Origin of the sequence: Nocardioides alkalitolerans (genome assembly GCA_038184435.1) — a bacterium.
Taxonomy (GTDB): Bacteria; Actinomycetota; Actinomycetes; order Propionibacteriales; family Nocardioidaceae; genus Nocardioides; species Nocardioides alkalitolerans_A.
On the sequence record CP116227.1, the window covers coordinates 672,290 to 687,439 of the forward strand.

Below are 15,150 nucleotides of genomic sequence, written 5' to 3' on the forward strand. Positions count from 1 at the left end.
CACCCCGGTGAGAAAGCACTGAGAAGTCGGACCGTCAGGGTCCCGTCAGCGCGCGCGCCACCGGCGTCAAGGAACCGTCAAGGCGGGTGGGGCGCGCCCTCGCCCGGGAGCACGATCCGGGGCGTGAACGACGTCCTCTACGTGGCGCTCACCCTCGGGGTGATCGCCCTCCTCACGCTGCTCGTCGGCGTGCTCGACCGGGACCGGTCGGCCGTCCCGCCCCCCGGACCCTCCGACGGCGGTGCCGGCCGGTGAGCGAGCTCCTCCCCGCCATCGGCCAGGTGCTCGCCCTCGTGGTGGTGCTGGTCCTGGCCGTGCCGCTCCTCGGGCGTCACCTGGCCCACACCTACACCGCGCCCGGCCACCTCGCCGTCGAGCGGGGCGCCTACCGCCTCCTGCGGATCGACCCCGACGCCGACCAGCACTGGCGCACCTACGCGCTGTCGGTGCTCGGCTTCTCCCTGGTGGGCGTCCTCGCCCTGTACGCCGTGCTCCGGCTCCAGCAGCACCTGCCGCTCTCGCTCGGCTTCGGGGCGCTCCCCGCGGACGGCGCCTGGAACACCGCCGTGAGCTTCGTGACCAACACGAACTGGCAGTGGTACGCGGGCGAGGCCACGCTCGGTCACCTCGCGCAGGCGTCGGGCCTGACGGTGCAGAACTTCGTCTCGGCGGCCACCGGCATGGCCGTGGCGGCCGCCTTCGCCCGCGCCCTGTCCCGCAGCGGCGCCGGCGGCCGGATCGGCAACTTCTGGACGGACCTCGTGCGGGGCACCGTCCGGGTGCTCCTGCCGATGGCCTTCGTCGCCGCGGTGCTCCTGGCGCTCCTCGGCGTGGTGCAGAACCTGGCGGGGGCCCGCACGGTCTCCACCCTGACCGGCGGCGAGCAGTCGGTCCCCGGCGGCCCCGTGGCCAGCCAGGAGGCGATCAAGCAGCTCGGCACGAACGGCGGCGGGTTCTTCAACGCGAACTCGGCCCACCCGTTCGAGAACCCGACCCCGCTGACGAACCTGGTCGCGATCGTGCTGATGCTGCTCCTCCCGTTCGCGATGGCGTGGGCCTTCGGCCTCATCGTGGGTGACCGTCGCCAGGGCGCGGCCGTGCTGGCCGCGATGGGCCTGCTCCTCGTCGTGGGGATCGTCCTGCTCACCTGGGCGGAGATGGCCGGCCCGGGCACCGTGCCGCACGCCGCGGGCGGCGCGCTGGAGGGCAAGGAGACACGCTTCGGCACGGCGGGGTCGGCCCTCTTCGCCGCGGTGACCACCGGCACCTCGACCGGCGCGGTGAACTCCCTGCACGACTCGTTCACCGCGCCCGGCGGCGGCGTCGCCATGGTCGGCATGCTCCTCGGCGAGGTCTCGCCCGGCGGCGTCGGCTCCGGTCTCTACGGCATGCTCGTGCTCGCGGTCGTGACAGTGTTCATCGCGGGCCTCATGGTGGGGCGCACACCGGAGTACCTCGGCAAGAAGATCGGCCAGCGCGAGATCGTGCTCGTGGCGATCTACGTGCTCGCCTCGCCGTTCCTCGTGCTCGTCGGGCTCGCCGTGGCGCTCAGCGTCCCGGCCGGCGTGGCGGGGCTGCAGGAGGACGGCGCGCACGGGCTCAGCGAGGCGCTCTACGCCCTCGCCTCGGCCTCCAACAACAACGGCAGCGCCTTCGGCGGCCTGACGTCGGGCACCCCCTTCTGGAACACCCTGCTCGGTCTGGCCATGTTCCTCGGCCGGTTCCTGCCGCTCGTGCTGGTGCTCGCGCTGGCCGGTCGGTTCGCCACTGCGCAGCGCGTGCCCGCCGGGCCCGGCACCCTGCCGACCCACCGTCCCCTCTTCGTCACCCTCCTCGTGGGCGTCGCGCTGGTCGTGGTCGGTCTGACCTTCGTGCCCGTGCTCGTCCTCGGCCCGATCGTGGAGTCCCTCTCGTGAACGCACTGCTGGATCCCGCGCAGCTCGCCACCGCCCTGCCCGGTGCCCTGCGCAAGCTCGACCCGCGGGCCCTGCTCGCCACGCCCGTCATGCTCGTCGTCGAGGTCGGCGCCGTGCTCACCACGGTCATCGCGGCGCTCGACCCGAGCGTGCTCGGCTGGTCGGTCACCGTCTGGCTCTGGCTCACCGTCCTCTTCGGCAACCTCGCCGAGTCGGTCGCCGAGGGCCGGGGCAAGGCGCAGGCGGCGAGCCTGCGGGCGCTGCAGTCGGAGACGACGGCGCGGCGCCGTACGGCGGGTGGTCACCTCGAGGAGGTCCCCAGCACCGCGCTGCGCGTGGGTGACCTGGTGGTCGTCGAGGCGGGGGAGCGGATCCCCGGCGACGGTGACGTCGTCGAGGGTGTCGCGTCCGTCGACGAGTCGGCGGTGACGGGCGAGTCCGCTCCGGTCATCCGCGAGTCGGGGGGTGACCGGTGCGCCGTGACGGGCGGCACGACGGTGCTGTCGGACCGCATCGTCGTGCGGATCACGTCGAACCCGGGGCAGTCGTTCGTCGACCGGATGATCGGCCTCGTCGAGGGCTCGGAGCGGCAGCGCACCCCCAACGAGATCGCACTCAACGTGCTGCTCGGCGCGCTCACCGCGGTGTTCGTGGTGGTCTGCGTGACGCTGTGGTTCGTCGCCGACTTCGCCGGGGCCCGCGTCCCGGTGCTCGTGCTGGCCGCCCTGCTCGTCTGCCTCATCCCCACCACCATCGGCGCGCTCCTCTCCGCCATCGGCATCGCGGGCATGGACCGGCTCGTGCGCCGCAAAGTGCTCGCCATGTCGGGCCGTGCGGTCGAGGCGGCGGGCGACGTCGACGTGCTGCTGCTCGACAAGACCGGCACGATCACCTACGGCAACCGTCGCGCCCACGAGGTGCTCGAGGTGCCCGGGGTGCCGCGCGCCGACCTGGTCGAGGCCGCGCTCCTCGCCTCGCTGGCCGACGAGACGCCCGAGGGGCGCAGCATCGTCGAGCTGCTCACGCCCGAGCAGCCCGGCGCCGCGCTCCCCGTCGGCGCCGTGCTGGTGCCGTTCAGCGCCACGACCCGGTCGAGCGGGTTCGACGCGGGCCCGCGCCAGGTCCGCAAGGGCGCCGCGTCCGCCGTCGGCGGATGGGTGCGGGAGTCCGGCGGAACCGAGCCGCCCGCGCTGCTCGCCGCGGTCGACGAGGTGAGCGCCTCCGGTGGCACCCCGCTGGTGGTCGCCGAGCGTGTCGGCGACGCCCCGGCACGGCTCCTCGGCGTCATCCACCTCAAGGACGTCGTCAAGGAGGGCATGCGGGAGCGCTTCGACGAGCTGCGGGCGATGGGCATCCGCACCGTGATGGTGACGGGCGACAACGCGGTGACCGCCGCGGCGATCGCTGCGGAGGCGGGCGTCGACGACGTCCTCGCCGAGGCCACGCCGGAGGACAAGATGCGCCTCATCCGTCGGGAGCAGGCCGGCGGCCGGATGGTGGCGATGTGCGGCGACGGCACCAACGACGCCCCGGCGCTCGCGCAGGCCGACGTGGGCGTCGCCATGAACACGGGCACGACCGCGGCCAAGGAGGCCGGCAACATGGTCGACCTCGACTCCGACCCGACGAAGCTCATCGAGGTCGTCGAGATCGGCAAGCAGCTGCTCATCACCCGCGGCGCGCTGACGACCTTCTCCGTGGCCAACGACGTGGCGAAGTACTTCGCCATCCTCCCGGCCCTCTTCGTCGTCGCGTTCCCGCAGCTCGACGTGCTCAACGTGATGCGGCTGTCGTCGCCGGAGTCCGCGATCCTCTCGGCCGTCGTGTTCAACGCGCTCGTCATCGTCGCGCTCATCCCGCTGGCGCTGCGCGGTGTCGCCTACCGGCCGGGCCCGGCCGACGCGCTGCTGCGCCGCAACCTGCTCGTCTACGGGGTCGGCGGGCTCGTCGCACCGTTCGTCGGCATCAAGCTCCTCGACCTCGTCGTCTCCCTGCTGCCCGGTCTGTGACCGGCCATCCACCCGAAGGACACCGAAGTGAGAGACCTCCTCGCCCTGCTCCGCCAGAGCCTGGCCGGGCTGCGGGTGCTCGTCGCCGCGACCGTGCTGCTCGGCGTCGCCTACCCCCTCGTCGTCACCGGCATCGCGCAGGTCGCCGTGCCGTGGCAGGCGAACGGCTCCCTCCTCACCGAGGCGGGGGAGCGCACGACGGACGCCGACGCTGCCATCGGCTCCGCGCTCCTCGGCCAGGCGACCGACGACGACACCCTCTTCCAGCCGCGGCCCTCGGCGGCCGGCGACGGCTGGGACGGGCTCGCCAGCGGCGGCTCGAACCTGGGACCGGAGAGCCCCGAGCTCCTCGCGCTCGTCGAGGAGCGACGGGCCGAGGTCGCCGCCCGGGAGGGCGTGGACCCCGCCGACGTGCCGCCCGACGCGCTCACCGCCTCCGGATCGGGGCTCGACCCGCAGATCTCGCCGGCGTACGCCGCGCTGCAGGTGCCCCGCGTCGCCGCGGCCAACGGGCTGGACGAGGCCGCCGTGCGCGACCTCGTGGCCGAGCACACCGCGGGTCGGACGCTGGGGGTCCTCGGCGAGCCGCGGGTGGACGTGCTCGAGCTCAACATCGCGGTGCGCGCCGCCCGTGACGCCGGTGCGGGCGACTAGGTTGGCGTCCATGACGGCCGAGCCCCCCGCGCGCGGACGCCTCACCGTCTACCTCGGCGCCGCCCCCGGCGTCGGCAAGACCTACGCGATGCTGGGCGAGGCGCACCGTCGGCGCGCGCGGGGTACGGACGTGGTCGTCGGGTACGTCGAGACCCATGGCCGGCCCTTCACCGTCGCGCAGCTCGATGGCCTCGAGGTGCTCCCGCGTCGTACGGTCTCCTACCGCGGAGCCACCCTCACCGAGATGGACACCGACGCGGTGATCGCGCGACGGCCCGCCGTCGTGCTCGTCGACGAGCTGGCGCACACGAACGCGCCGGGCTCGCGCCACGAGAAGCGGGCGGCCGACGTGGAGGCGATCCGGGCCGCCGGGATCGACGTGGTGACGACGGTCAACATCCAGCACCTGGAGTCGCTCAACGACGAGGTGGAGCGGATCACCGGGGTGCGGCAGCGGGAGACCGTGCCCGACGAGGTCGTGCGGTCCGCCGAGCAGATCCAGCTCGTCGACATGGCCCCCGACGCCCTGCGGCGGCGGATGGCGCACGGCAACGTCTACCGGCCGGAGAACGTCGACGCGTCCTTGACGTCGTACTTCCGCGTCGGCAACCTCACCGCCCTCCGCGAGCTGGCCCTGCTCTGGCTCGCGGACCGGGTCGACGCGGCGCTGGGCGACTACCGGCGGGAGCACCGCATCTCGACACCCTGGCCCGCGAAGGAGCGGATCGTGGTCGCGGTGACGGGTGGTCCCGAGAGCGAGACCCTGCTGCGGCGCGGTGCCCGGCTGGCGCAGCGGGCCGCGGGCGCGGAGCTGCTCGCCCTCCACGTCATCGCGACGGACGGGCTGCGGGGCGCGCCCGCGGGCAGCGTCGAGCGCTCGGAGCAGCTGGTCGCCTCCCTCGGCGGGACCTTCCACACGGTCGCCGCCGACGACGTGCCGAGCGCCGTCGTCGACTTCGCCGTCGGGGTGAACGCGACGATGGTCGTCGTCGGGGTGTCCCGGCACGGCCGGCTCCGGCGGCTCGTGGCCGGCACGACGGGGGACCGGATCGCGTCGCTGGCGGGGGCGATCGACGTCCACCTCGTCACCCACGACAACGTGGCGCGTCTCGCCCGCGCGCGGTCGGCGCCCAGCCCGCTGAGCGCGGCGCGTCAGGTGCTGGGGTGGGTGCTGGCCCTGGTGCTGCCCCTCGGCTTCGGGGCGGTGCTGCACGAGGTCACCGTCACCGACGACCTGCCGCTGGCGAGCCTGCTCCTGCTGGCGACCACGGTGCTGGTCGCCCTCGTCGGCGGCCTCCTGCCGTCCCTGCTCGCGGCGCTCCTCGGCTTCGTGGCGCTCAACCTGTGGTTCACGCAGCCGGTCGGCAACCTGACCGTCGCCGAGCCGCGCAACGCCCTGACCCTCGCGGTGTTCCTGGCCGTGGCCGCTGCGGTCGCCTCCGTGGTGGACCGGGCGTCGCGACGGGCCGCGGAGTCGTTGCGGGCCCGCACCGAGGCCGCGACGACGGCGGCCCTCTCCCGCTCCGTCCTGACCGGTCAGGACACCGCGGAGGCCGTCGTGCTCCGCGTGCGGGAGGTGTTCGGGCAGGAGGGAGTCGCCCTCCTGGCCCGCGACGGCGCCACGTGGCGGACGGTCGCCGCGACGGGCGACGCCGCCGTCGAGCCGTCCGGGGGCGCGACGCGGGCCCAGGTCGACGACGACCACGTCCTGGTGCTGTGCGGCGAGCCGCTGCGGGTGCAGGACCGCCGCGTGCTGGAGGCGTTCGCCGTGCAGGCCGGTCTCGTGCTCGAGTACCGCCGCCTCCGCGCCCGCGAGGAGCGCGCCGCCGCGCTCGAGAGCGCGGAGTCCACGACGACCGCCATCCTGCGGGCGGTGTCGCACGACCTCCGCACCCCGCTCGCGACGATGCGGGCGAGCGTGGACGGCCTCGTCGCCGAGGCGACCGGCTCGGCGGGCACGCTCACGGCGGAGGACCGGGCCGCCCTCGTGGAGTCGGTCGACGACGCCACCGACCAGCTCGAGCGCCTCATCGACAACCTGCTGGACCTGTCCCGCCTCCAGACCGGGGTGCTGCACCCCACGCTGCGCGACCTCAGCCTGCTCGAGGTGCTGCCGCTCGCCGTCGCGGGCCACGCGCCCGGGGTCGTGTCGCTCGAGATGGAGGAGTCCACGCCGCTCGTCCGCACCGATCCGGGGCTGGTCGAGCGCGTCGTGGCCAACCTCGTCGGCAACGCGGTCCGGGTCTCGCGGGGGACGCCGGTCCGCGTGCTCGCCCACGCCGGTCCCGAGCGGGTCGACGTGCTCGTCGTGGACCGCGGCCCCGGCGTACCGCCCGCGCAGCGGCTCCGCATGTTCGAGCCGTTCCAGCGGCTCTCCGACACCGGTGGTGGCGGGCTCGGCCTCGGCCTGGCCGTGGCGCGAGGGCTGACCGAGGCGGTCGGCGGCACCCTGGAGGCGGAGGACACGCCCGGCGGCGGGCTCACGCTCGTGCTGTCGTTGCCGCGCGCGGGGGAGGGGAGGACCGGATGAGCGACCGGCTGAGCGACCGGACGGGTCCGAAGGTGCTCGTGGTCGACGACGAGCCGGCCCTGGCCCGCGCGCTGGCGATCAACCTCCGCGCCCACGGCTGGGAGGTCGTGACGGCCGCCGACGGCCGTGGGGCCCTGGAGGCCGCCGCCTCCACCCACCCCGACGTCGTGCTGCTCGACCTCGGGCTGCCGGACCTCGACGGCACCGAGGTCATCGCCGGACTGCGCGGGTGGACCTCCGTGCCCATCGTCGTGCTGTCGGCGCGGCAGCACGGCGAGGACAAGGTGGAGGCCCTCGACCTGGGGGCCGACGACTACGTGACGAAGCCGTTCGCGATGAACGAGCTGCTGGCGCGCCTGCGTGCCGCCGTACGGCGCGGGGCCGGCCCCGCCGCGGCCCCCGACCCGGTCGTCGAGGTCGGTGACCTCGCCATCGACCTCGCCCGCAAGAAGGTCGCGCGTGGCGGCGTCGACGTGCGGCTGACGCCGACGGAGTGGGGGTTCCTCGAGGTGCTCGCCCGCAACGTCGGTCGGCTGGTGACCCGTGAGCAGGTGCTGCGGGAGGTGTGGGGCCCGGGGTACGAGCACGAGACGCACTACCTGCGGGTCTACGCGGCGCAGCTGCGCGGCAAGCTCGAGGCCGACCCCGCGCACCCGCGGCACCTCGTCACGTCGGCGGGGCTGGGCTACACGCTCGAGCCCTGACCCCGGCGCGCCCTCACGGCGCCAGGCGCTCCTCGCCGGCGTACACGGTGAGGCGGTCCCCGCGGGAGAAGCCCACGAGGGTGAGCCCGCTGCGGCGGGCGAGGTCGACCGCGAGCGAGGACGGGGCGCTGACGGCGGCGAGCACCGGGATGCCGGCCATGACCGCCTTCTGCGCGAGCTCGAAGGACGCGCGGCCGCTGACCTGGAGCACGGTGCCCCGCAGGGGCAGGAGCCCGTTGCGGAGGCTCCAGCCCACCACCTTGTCGACGGCGTTGTGGCGCCCGACGTCCTCGCGGACCACCAGCGTGGTGCCGTCGGCGCGGAAGAGGCCGGCCGCGTGCACGCCGCCGGTGCGGTCGAAGTCGCGCTGCTCGGCGCGCAGCTTCTCCGGCAGGCTCGCCAGCAGGGCCGTCGGGATCCGCGTGTCGTCGCTGGTCAGGTCGTGCGACGACGTGGTCTCGACGGCGTCGATCGACGCGACCCCGCAGATGCCGCAGGCGCTCGTGCCGTCGACGTGCCGCTCGCGGTGCCGGGACGCCTCGAGGGCGGCGGGGGAGACCGCGGCGTCGACCACGTTGTAGGTCTGCAGGCCGTCGGGACCGAGGCCCGCGCAGTAGCGCAGCGCCGTCAGGTCGGTGCCCGCGCGCACGACGCCGTCGCCGACGAGGAAGCCCGCGACCAGGTCGAAGTCGTCGCCGGGGGTGCGCATGGTGACGGCGTAGGAGCTGCCGCCGACGCGCATCTCCAGCGGTTCCTCGACGGCGAGGTGCTCCTCGCGGGTCCTGCTCGCCCCCGGATCACCGGCCTCACCGGGGGTGACCCGCCGCGCGCGCACCCGCTTGACCCGCTTCCCCGCCATGACGTCGACCCTACGCCCGCCCTTCGGGTGCGGCTCCTCGGAACCGGCTCTTGACGCACGGGGGCGGACGCCGCATTGTTCAACCAGGAGGTTGAATGAAGTGGACGACGCACAGCTCGACCAGGCCTTCGCCGCGCTCAGCGACCCGACCCGCCGCGACATCGTGGCCCGCCTCTGCGACGGCGACGCCACCGTCACCGAGGTGGCCGCGCCGTACGCGATGTCGATCCAGGCCGTCTCCAAGCACCTCGCGGTGCTGGAGGAGGCGGGCCTCGTGCGACGCACCCCCGTCGGCCGCCAGCGCCGGTGCAGCGTCGAGCCAGCCGCGCTGGGCGCCATGACCACCTGGCTCGACCGGCACCGCCGGCTCGTCGAGCGCCGCTTCCGCTCGCTCGACCTGCTGCTCGCCCGCACCGCACCCGAGGAGGACCCGTCATGACCCAGCCCACCACCACGTCGCACCCCGAGGTCGCGATCGTCGCACCCCCCGGCCAGCCCGGCCTCACGATCACCCGCGAGCTCGACGCGGCCCCGGATCGCGTCTTCGCCGCCCACGTCGACCCCGCGCTCTTCGTGCGGTGGATCGGTCCCGACGACGTCGCCACCGAGGTGCGGTCGTGGGACGCGCGCACGGGCGGTCACTGGAGCTACGTCGGTCGCCGCGGCGACGAGGAGCTCGGTTTCTTCGGCTCCTTCCACGAGGTGCGTCCCGCGGAGCGGATCGTGCAGACCTTCGCCTTCGAGGGCGCCGTCGACGCGGTGAGCCTCGACGTGCTGACCCTCGTCCCGCTCCCCGGCGGACGCACCCGGCTGGAGGTGCTCGCCGTCCACACCTCCGTGGAGGCGCGCGACGCGATGCTCGCCAGCGGCATGGAGCGCGGCGTGGTCCAGGGCTACCGCGCGCTCGACGCGCTCCTCGCGGGCGGCGTCGCGTGACCGGCCCCGCCGGTCCTGCAGCGGCCCACCGCGCCGCCGCCGACCACTTCGGCCGGCTCGTGGCGGGGGTGCGCGACTGGGACGCGTCGTCGCCCGTCCCCGAGTGGACGGCGCGCGACGTCGTCGACCACCTCGTGACCTGGCTACCGGCCCTCCTCGCGCCCACGGTCACCCTGCCCGCGGGGCCGTCCGCGGCGGACGACCCGGTGGCGGCCTGGACCCACCACACGACCGCCGTGCAGGCCTTGCTCGACGATCCGGCCTCCGCCGACCTGGTGCTGCCGAACCCCCACATCGGCGACGTCCCGGTGCCGGAGGCGGTCGACCGCTTCTACACGAACGACGTGTTCCTCCACTCCTGGGACCTCGCCCGTGCCTTCGGGCAGCAGCACGGCCTCGACGAGACCCGCTGCGCCGAGGTCCTGGCCGGGATGGAGCCGATGGAGGAGATGCTGCGCGCCAGTGGCCAGTTCGGCCCCCGTCAGCCGGTGGCCGCCGACGCCCCGGCCTCCGACCGGCTCATGGCGTTCCTCGGCCGCGACCCCGACTGGCGCCCCTAGCCCGACCGACGGCCGCGACCGTCAGCGACCGAACCGCATCGCGAACCCGTCGACGACGACGCTGCCGCGCGCCCGGGCGCCCGCCAGCCAGCCGAGCGGGCCGTCGGCGGGCGCCGACCAGCTCGCCCGTGCCGGTCGCACGGACCGGGCCGAGGCCGCCACCGGCGTCCACACGGTGCGGGCACCCGGCAGCGCCGCCGTGCCGTCCGCCGCGAGCGGCATCGACTGCGCGATGGCGGCGGGGGCGCGCAGGGGCAGCGGGACGCCGGGCACCCGGCCCGGCCGGAACCGCGCCTCCGCGAGGGCCACGCCGTCGCGGTCGGCGTGGAGCCCGGTCGCGGCGTCGTCGTCGATCCGGAAGGCGGCGAGCTCCTTCGGCACGCCCCACAGCTCCCGGCCGCCGTCCCGGGAGGCCGGGGAGTCGACCCAGATGTCGGTGATCGCGAGGCCGACGCGTCGCCCCTGCCGCACGACGACGCCGGCGAGGAGCTCGGCGTACGCCATCTGCCCCGGCGGCCGGTAGTCCACGAACATCGTCAGCGCGAGCCGCCCCACCGGCCGCACGCCGTCCGGCATCCCGGGCAGCGGCCCCCGCAGCGACCACGCCGTGATCCAGCCGCGACCGGTCAGGTCCCAGGGTTGCGGCGGGTAGGGAGCGCTCACACCGACTCCACCGTGCGCGTCGGGCCCAGCCGCAGCGCGGCGGGTGCGCCGGCGGGCACGACCGGGTGGCGGGGTGCGACGGGGTCGACCCGCCGGTACGGCGCGCCCAGCGCCGGCCGGGGGTCGGCCTCGCCGCGGTTCGGCCACAGGGAGACCGCCCGCTCGGCCAGGGCCGTGATGGACAACGACGGGTTGACGCCGAGGTTGGCGCAGACCGCGGCGCCGTCGATGACGTGGAGCCCGGGGTGGCCGTGGACGCGGTGGTAGGGGTCGATGACCCCCTCCTCCGCGCTGGCGCCCATCCGGCAGCCGCCGATGAAGTGGCCGGTGGTCGGCACGTCGACGAGGTCGTTCCAGGCGCCGGCCGGCTCGCCGTCGATCTGCTCGGCGATCCGGCGCGCCAGGGCGTGGCCCTCGGGGATCCAGATCGGGTTCGGCTCGCCCGTGCCGGGCCGTGCGGTCAGGCGCTTCCCCGGCCCGCGACCGAGCCGCCGGCGACGGAGACCGGTGGTCAGCGAGTTGTCGAGCGACTGCATGACGAGCAGCACGATGGTGCGTTCCGACCAGTGCCGCGGGTCGTGGAAGGCGAGCAGCGAGCGGCGGTTGCGCCACATCTGGCGCAGCCCGACCCGCCAGCGCAGCACGCCCTCCTCGGGGTCCGCGAGCGTGGCCATGAGCAGCGCCATCGCGTTCGACCCCGGCCCGTAGCGCACCGGCTCGACGTGGGTCGACTCGTCGAGGTGGATGGACGACGTGATGGCCACGCCCTCGCTGAAGTCCGTGGTGCCCTCGCGGCCGGAGCGCTTCGCGCGCACCCCGAGGATGGCCTCGGAGTTGGTGCGCGACAGCTCCCCGAGCCGGGCGGAGACGTGGGGGAGCGCCCCTGACGCCCGGAGCCGGTGCAGCAGCTTCTGCGTGCCGAGCGCGGCGGCCGAGAAGACGACCTGGTCGGCGGTGAACACGCGGCCTGCGCGCACGCCGCCGGAGGGCCGGGTGGCGACGACGTACCCGCCCGTCGGCAGCGGCCGCACGTCCGTCACCGTCGTCAGTGCGTGCACCTCAGCACCCGCCTGCTCGGCCAGGTGGAGGTAGTTCTTGACGAGCGTGTTCTTCGCGCCGACCCGGCACCCGGTCATGCACGAGCCGCAGTCGGTGCAGGTGGTCCGCGTCGGCCCGACCCCGCCGAAGAACGGGTCGGGGACGTCCTCGCCCGGCCCCACGCCGTGGTCCTCGCCCCGCAGGACGCCGACGGGCGTCGGCACGAACGAGTCCTCGACCCCGAGCGCCGCGGCGGCCTCGCGCATCACCTCGTCCGACGGCGTGCGCCGCGGGTACGTCGTCACGCCGAGCATCCGCTTGGCCTGGTCGTAGGACGCGCGCAGCTCGTCGCGCCAGTCGGTGATGCCGGCCCAGGAGGGGTCCTCGTAGAACGCGGCGGGCGGCTCGTAGAGCGTGTTGGCGTAGACGAGGGAGCCGCCGCCGACGCCCGCGCCGGAGAGCACGAGCACGTCACCGAGCAGGTCCATCCGCTGGATGCCCGACATCCCGAGCCGGGGCGCGAACACGTAGTCCCGCACGCGCCACGAGGTGGCGGCCAGCTCGTCGTCGGCGAACCGGCGTCCGGCCTCGAGCACGCCGACGCGGTAGCCCTTCTCCGTCAGGCGCAGCGCGGTCACGCTGCCCCCGAAGCCCGAGCCGATCACGAGCACGTCGTAGTGGCTCTCGCTCATGCCTTCACCTCCTCGAAGTCGGCCGGCGCGAGCACCGCGAGCCGTCGCTGGTACTCGGCGACCGTGCCCGGCCAGTTGGTCGTGATGCGGCCGTCGCCGTCCGCGCGGTACCAGCTCGCGCAGCCCGCCCAGACGCTGCCGGCCAGCCGCTGCTGCACCTCGGCGTCGTACGTCGCCGCGGCCTCGGGCCGCACGTCGAGACCGAGGGCGCCCCGGTCCCGCGCCTCGGCGATCCCCGCGGCGAGCTGGGCGACGTAGTCGGCCTGGGGCTCGAGCATCCCGAGGATGCTGGAGCCGCCGAGGTTGGTGTTGGGCCCGTACATGATCGCGAGCCCCGGGAACCCGGGCACGGTCACGCCGAGGTGGGCCGTGGCGCCGTCCTCCCAGTGGTCGGCCAGCCGGCGGCCGTCGCGGCCGGTGACCTCGAGGCCGCGGAGGAAGTCCGTCGCCGCGAAGCCCGTGCCCCAGATGACGACGTCCGCCGGGTGGTGGGTGCCGTCGTCGTCGACGACCCCGTCGGGGACGACGCGCGTCACGCCCGCGGTCACGACGTCGACGTGGGGCCGGTCGAGCGCGGCGTACCAGTCGTTGGAGAACAGCAGCCGCTTGCAGCCCAGCGGGTCGGTCGGCTCCAGCCGCGCCCGGAGGTCGGGGTCGCTGACCGAGCGCCGCAGCTGCCAGCCCCAGAGGCGCCGCAGTGCGGCGGGCAGCCGCGACCCGGGGATCTCACCCGTGAGCGCCCCGTTGAGCCACTCGCTGAGGTGCCAGACCGCACGCCGCTCCACCTTCCGCGCCAGCGCGGACCGCACGAGCAGCGCCCGGACGGGGGCGGGGTATACCCCGTCGGGCTTCGGCACGACGTACGGCGCGGAGCGCTGCAGCACCGTCACCCGCGCCGCGACGTCGGCCACGCGGGGGACGAACTGGATGGCGCTCGCGCCGGTGCCCACGACGACGACGTGCTTGCCGGTGAGGTCGACGTCGTGCCGCCACGTGGCCGAGTGGAAGGCGGGGCCGGCGAAGTCGGCGAGGCCGGGGAGGTCCGGCACGACCGGCTCGCTCAGCTGCCCGACGGCCGGCACGACGAGGTCGGCCTCGAGGTGCTCGCCCGTGTCGAGCGCGACCGTCCAGCGGCCGGTGCCGTCGTCGTACGTCGCGGCCACCGCCGTCGTCCGCGTCCGCAGGAGTTCGCGGATCCCGCGCCGGTCGGCGACGTCGCGGAGGTAGGCCAGGATGTCCGGCTGCTCGGAGTAGAACCGCCGCCAGCCCGGGTTGGAGTCGAACGAGAACGAGTAGAGCGCGGAGGGCACGTCGCACGCTGCGCCCGGGTAGGTGTTGTCGCGCCAGACCCCGCCGACGTCGTCGGCCCGCTCGAGCACCACCACGTCGAGGCCGGCGTCGCGGAGCCGGAGGGCGGCGGCCAGACCTGCGAAGCCGGCGCCGATCACCACCGCGCGGAGCGGCGCGGACGTGCCGGGCGTGCCGGCCGCGCCGGGTGCGCCGGGACGGGCGGGGGAGGGAGCGGTCATGGCACGACCGTAGGGACGCGCCGCTGTGACCTGCGAGACATTCGCGGCCAGGTGATCCAGAATTCCGGCCATGTTCTCCCCGACGGTCGCGCACGACTGGCACTTCCCCCGCTCGACCACGGGCATCGGGGTGCTCCTGGCGTGGGCCCGGGCGAACGGCATCGAACCTGCCCCGCTGCTCGTCGGCACCGGGCTCGAGCCGGGCGACCTCGACGGCGCGGAGGGGGAGGTCACGGCCGACCAGGAGCTGACCGTCGTGCGCGCGCTGCTCCGCCGCCGCCCCGACGACCCGCCCGCCCGGCTCGGCGCGGCGATCGGCTCGTCCTACCACCTCGGCTCGTTCGGGGTGTTCGGGTTCGCGATGCTGGCCAGCCCGACCCTGCTCCACGCCGTCGAGCTGGCCACGCGCTACATCGACCTCAGCTTCACCTTCGCCATGCCGCGGGCCGAGCTCGAGGGCGACACCGCGACCGGGACGGTGCGGGTCCACGTCGACGGCGCCACCCTGCCGCCCGACGTGCGCCCGCTGCTGGTGGCCCGGGACGCCCGGGCGATCGGTACGGCGCTCCGCGAGCTGCTGCCCGACCTGCCCCTCGAGCTGCGGCTCGAGCCCGTCGAGGGGCCGCGTCGCGCGGTCGTCTCCTTCCCGGCGTCCCACCTGGCCCGGCCGCTGCCGCAGGGCAACCCGCAGACGGCTGCCGCGTGCGAGCAGCTCTGCGCGGAGCTGGTCGAGCGGCGCCGCTCGCGCCGCGGGCTGGCCCAGCAGGTGCGGGTGCTGGCCGCCCAGGAGGTGGCCGGCGGGGCTGCCGCCGGCGTCGTGGCCCGGCGCCTCGGCCTGAGCGAGCGCACGCTGCGGCGGCGGCTGGCGGCCGAGGGGACGTCGTACTCCGAGCTCCTCGACGAGGTGCGCAGCGGGCTGGCGGTAGGCCTCCTCGCGACGGACCTGAGCCTCGACGAGGTCGCGCTGCGGCTGGGGTACGCCGAGGCGTCGAGCTTCATCCACGCCCACCGCCGCTGGACCGGCCGGACGCCCCGTCAGGCGGCCGAGGCAGACTGAACG

General features: G+C 75.2%; 14 protein-coding genes. 10 read left to right on the forward strand and 4 right to left on the reverse strand.

Features of this window, described 5'->3' with window-relative positions:
* The first annotated feature begins 123 nt into the window (after positions 1 to 123).
* The 6 genes from PIR53_03340 to PIR53_03365 are packed head-to-tail and all read left to right on the forward strand — an operon-like array spanning position 124 to position 7,813.
* Positions 124 to 255, forward strand: coding sequence for a hypothetical protein (locus PIR53_03340; GenBank protein WZH53033.1), 132 nt, complete (start codon positions 124 to 126; stop codon positions 253 to 255).
* The gene (gene kdpA, locus PIR53_03345) at positions 252 to 1,916 is read left to right on the forward strand and encodes a potassium-transporting ATPase subunit KdpA (GenBank protein ID WZH53034.1); all 1,665 of its coding nucleotides are present in this window, start codon (positions 252 to 254) and stop codon (positions 1,914 to 1,916) included. The genes PIR53_03340 and kdpA overlap by 4 nt, the downstream gene beginning before the upstream one ends.
* Positions 1,913 to 3,925, forward strand: coding sequence for a potassium-transporting ATPase subunit KdpB (gene kdpB, locus PIR53_03350; protein WZH53035.1), 2,013 nt, complete (start codon positions 1,913 to 1,915; stop codon positions 3,923 to 3,925). Before kdpA ends, kdpB begins: the two co-directional genes overlap by 4 nt.
* A gap of 27 nt (positions 3,926 to 3,952) precedes the next feature.
* A complete protein-coding gene (gene kdpC, locus PIR53_03355) occupies positions 3,953 to 4,579 on the forward strand; it encodes a potassium-transporting ATPase subunit KdpC (GenBank protein ID WZH53036.1) in 627 nt (208 codons plus the stop codon).
* Positions 4,580 to 4,589: 10 nt separating this feature from the next.
* Positions 4,590 to 7,109, forward strand: coding sequence for a DUF4118 domain-containing protein (locus tag PIR53_03360; protein WZH53037.1), 2,520 nt, complete (start codon positions 4,590 to 4,592; stop codon positions 7,107 to 7,109).
* Entirely contained in the window at positions 7,106 to 7,813 is a 708-nt protein-coding gene (locus PIR53_03365; protein ID WZH53038.1) for a response regulator, read from the forward strand. Before PIR53_03360 ends, PIR53_03365 begins: the two co-directional genes overlap by 4 nt.
* A 13-nt stretch (positions 7,814 to 7,826) precedes the next feature.
* On the opposite strand, the gene fdhD is transcribed toward PIR53_03365, so the two are convergent.
* Positions 7,827 to 8,672 (reverse strand): formate dehydrogenase accessory sulfurtransferase FdhD, encoded by an 846-nt coding sequence (gene fdhD / locus PIR53_03370; protein ID WZH53039.1) that lies wholly within the window; start codon positions 8,670 to 8,672, stop codon positions 7,827 to 7,829.
* 100 nt (positions 8,673 to 8,772) lie between these two features.
* Here fdhD and PIR53_03375 point away from each other — a divergent pair, with 100 nt between their 5' ends.
* From PIR53_03375 to PIR53_03385, 3 genes are read left to right on the forward strand one after another with little or no spacing between them, the layout of a single operon-like run.
* Positions 8,773 to 9,111: a metalloregulator ArsR/SmtB family transcription factor gene (locus tag PIR53_03375; protein WZH53040.1), complete on the forward strand. Its 339-nt coding sequence runs from the start codon at positions 8,773 to 8,775 to the stop codon at positions 9,109 to 9,111.
* The gene (locus tag PIR53_03380; GenBank protein ID WZH53041.1) at positions 9,108 to 9,608 is read left to right on the forward strand and encodes an SRPBCC family protein; all 501 of its coding nucleotides are present in this window, start codon (positions 9,108 to 9,110) and stop codon (positions 9,606 to 9,608) included. Before PIR53_03375 ends, PIR53_03380 begins: the two co-directional genes overlap by 4 nt.
* Positions 9,605 to 10,168, forward strand: coding sequence for a TIGR03086 family metal-binding protein (locus PIR53_03385; GenBank protein ID WZH53042.1), 564 nt, complete (start codon positions 9,605 to 9,607; stop codon positions 10,166 to 10,168). The genes PIR53_03380 and PIR53_03385 overlap by 4 nt, the downstream gene beginning before the upstream one ends.
* A gap of 21 nt (positions 10,169 to 10,189) precedes the next feature.
* Here PIR53_03385 and PIR53_03390 read toward each other — a convergent pair whose 3' ends face one another.
* Genes PIR53_03390 through PIR53_03400 form a run of 3 tightly spaced genes read right to left on the reverse strand, consistent with a single transcriptional unit; the run spans position 10,190 to position 14,090 of the window.
* A complete protein-coding gene (locus tag PIR53_03390) occupies positions 10,190 to 10,831 on the reverse strand; it encodes an acetoacetate decarboxylase family protein (protein ID WZH53043.1) in 642 nt (213 codons plus the stop codon).
* Complete coding sequence (locus PIR53_03395) at positions 10,828 to 12,561, reverse strand: GMC family oxidoreductase (protein ID WZH53044.1); 1,734 nt, start codon at positions 12,559 to 12,561, stop codon at positions 10,828 to 10,830. Before PIR53_03395 ends, PIR53_03390 begins: the two co-directional genes overlap by 4 nt.
* Positions 12,558 to 14,090: an NAD(P)/FAD-dependent oxidoreductase gene (locus tag PIR53_03400; GenBank protein ID WZH53045.1), complete on the reverse strand. Its 1,533-nt coding sequence runs from the start codon at positions 14,088 to 14,090 to the stop codon at positions 12,558 to 12,560. The genes PIR53_03395 and PIR53_03400 overlap by 4 nt, the downstream gene beginning before the upstream one ends.
* 70 nt (positions 14,091 to 14,160) lie before the next feature.
* On the opposite strand from PIR53_03400, the gene PIR53_03405 reads away from it, so the two are divergent.
* Positions 14,161 to 15,147, forward strand: a complete 987-nt coding sequence (locus PIR53_03405) for an AraC family transcriptional regulator ligand-binding domain-containing protein (protein WZH53046.1) — start codon at positions 14,161 to 14,163, stop codon at positions 15,145 to 15,147.
* The last annotated feature ends 3 nt before the right edge of the window (positions 15,148 to 15,150 follow it).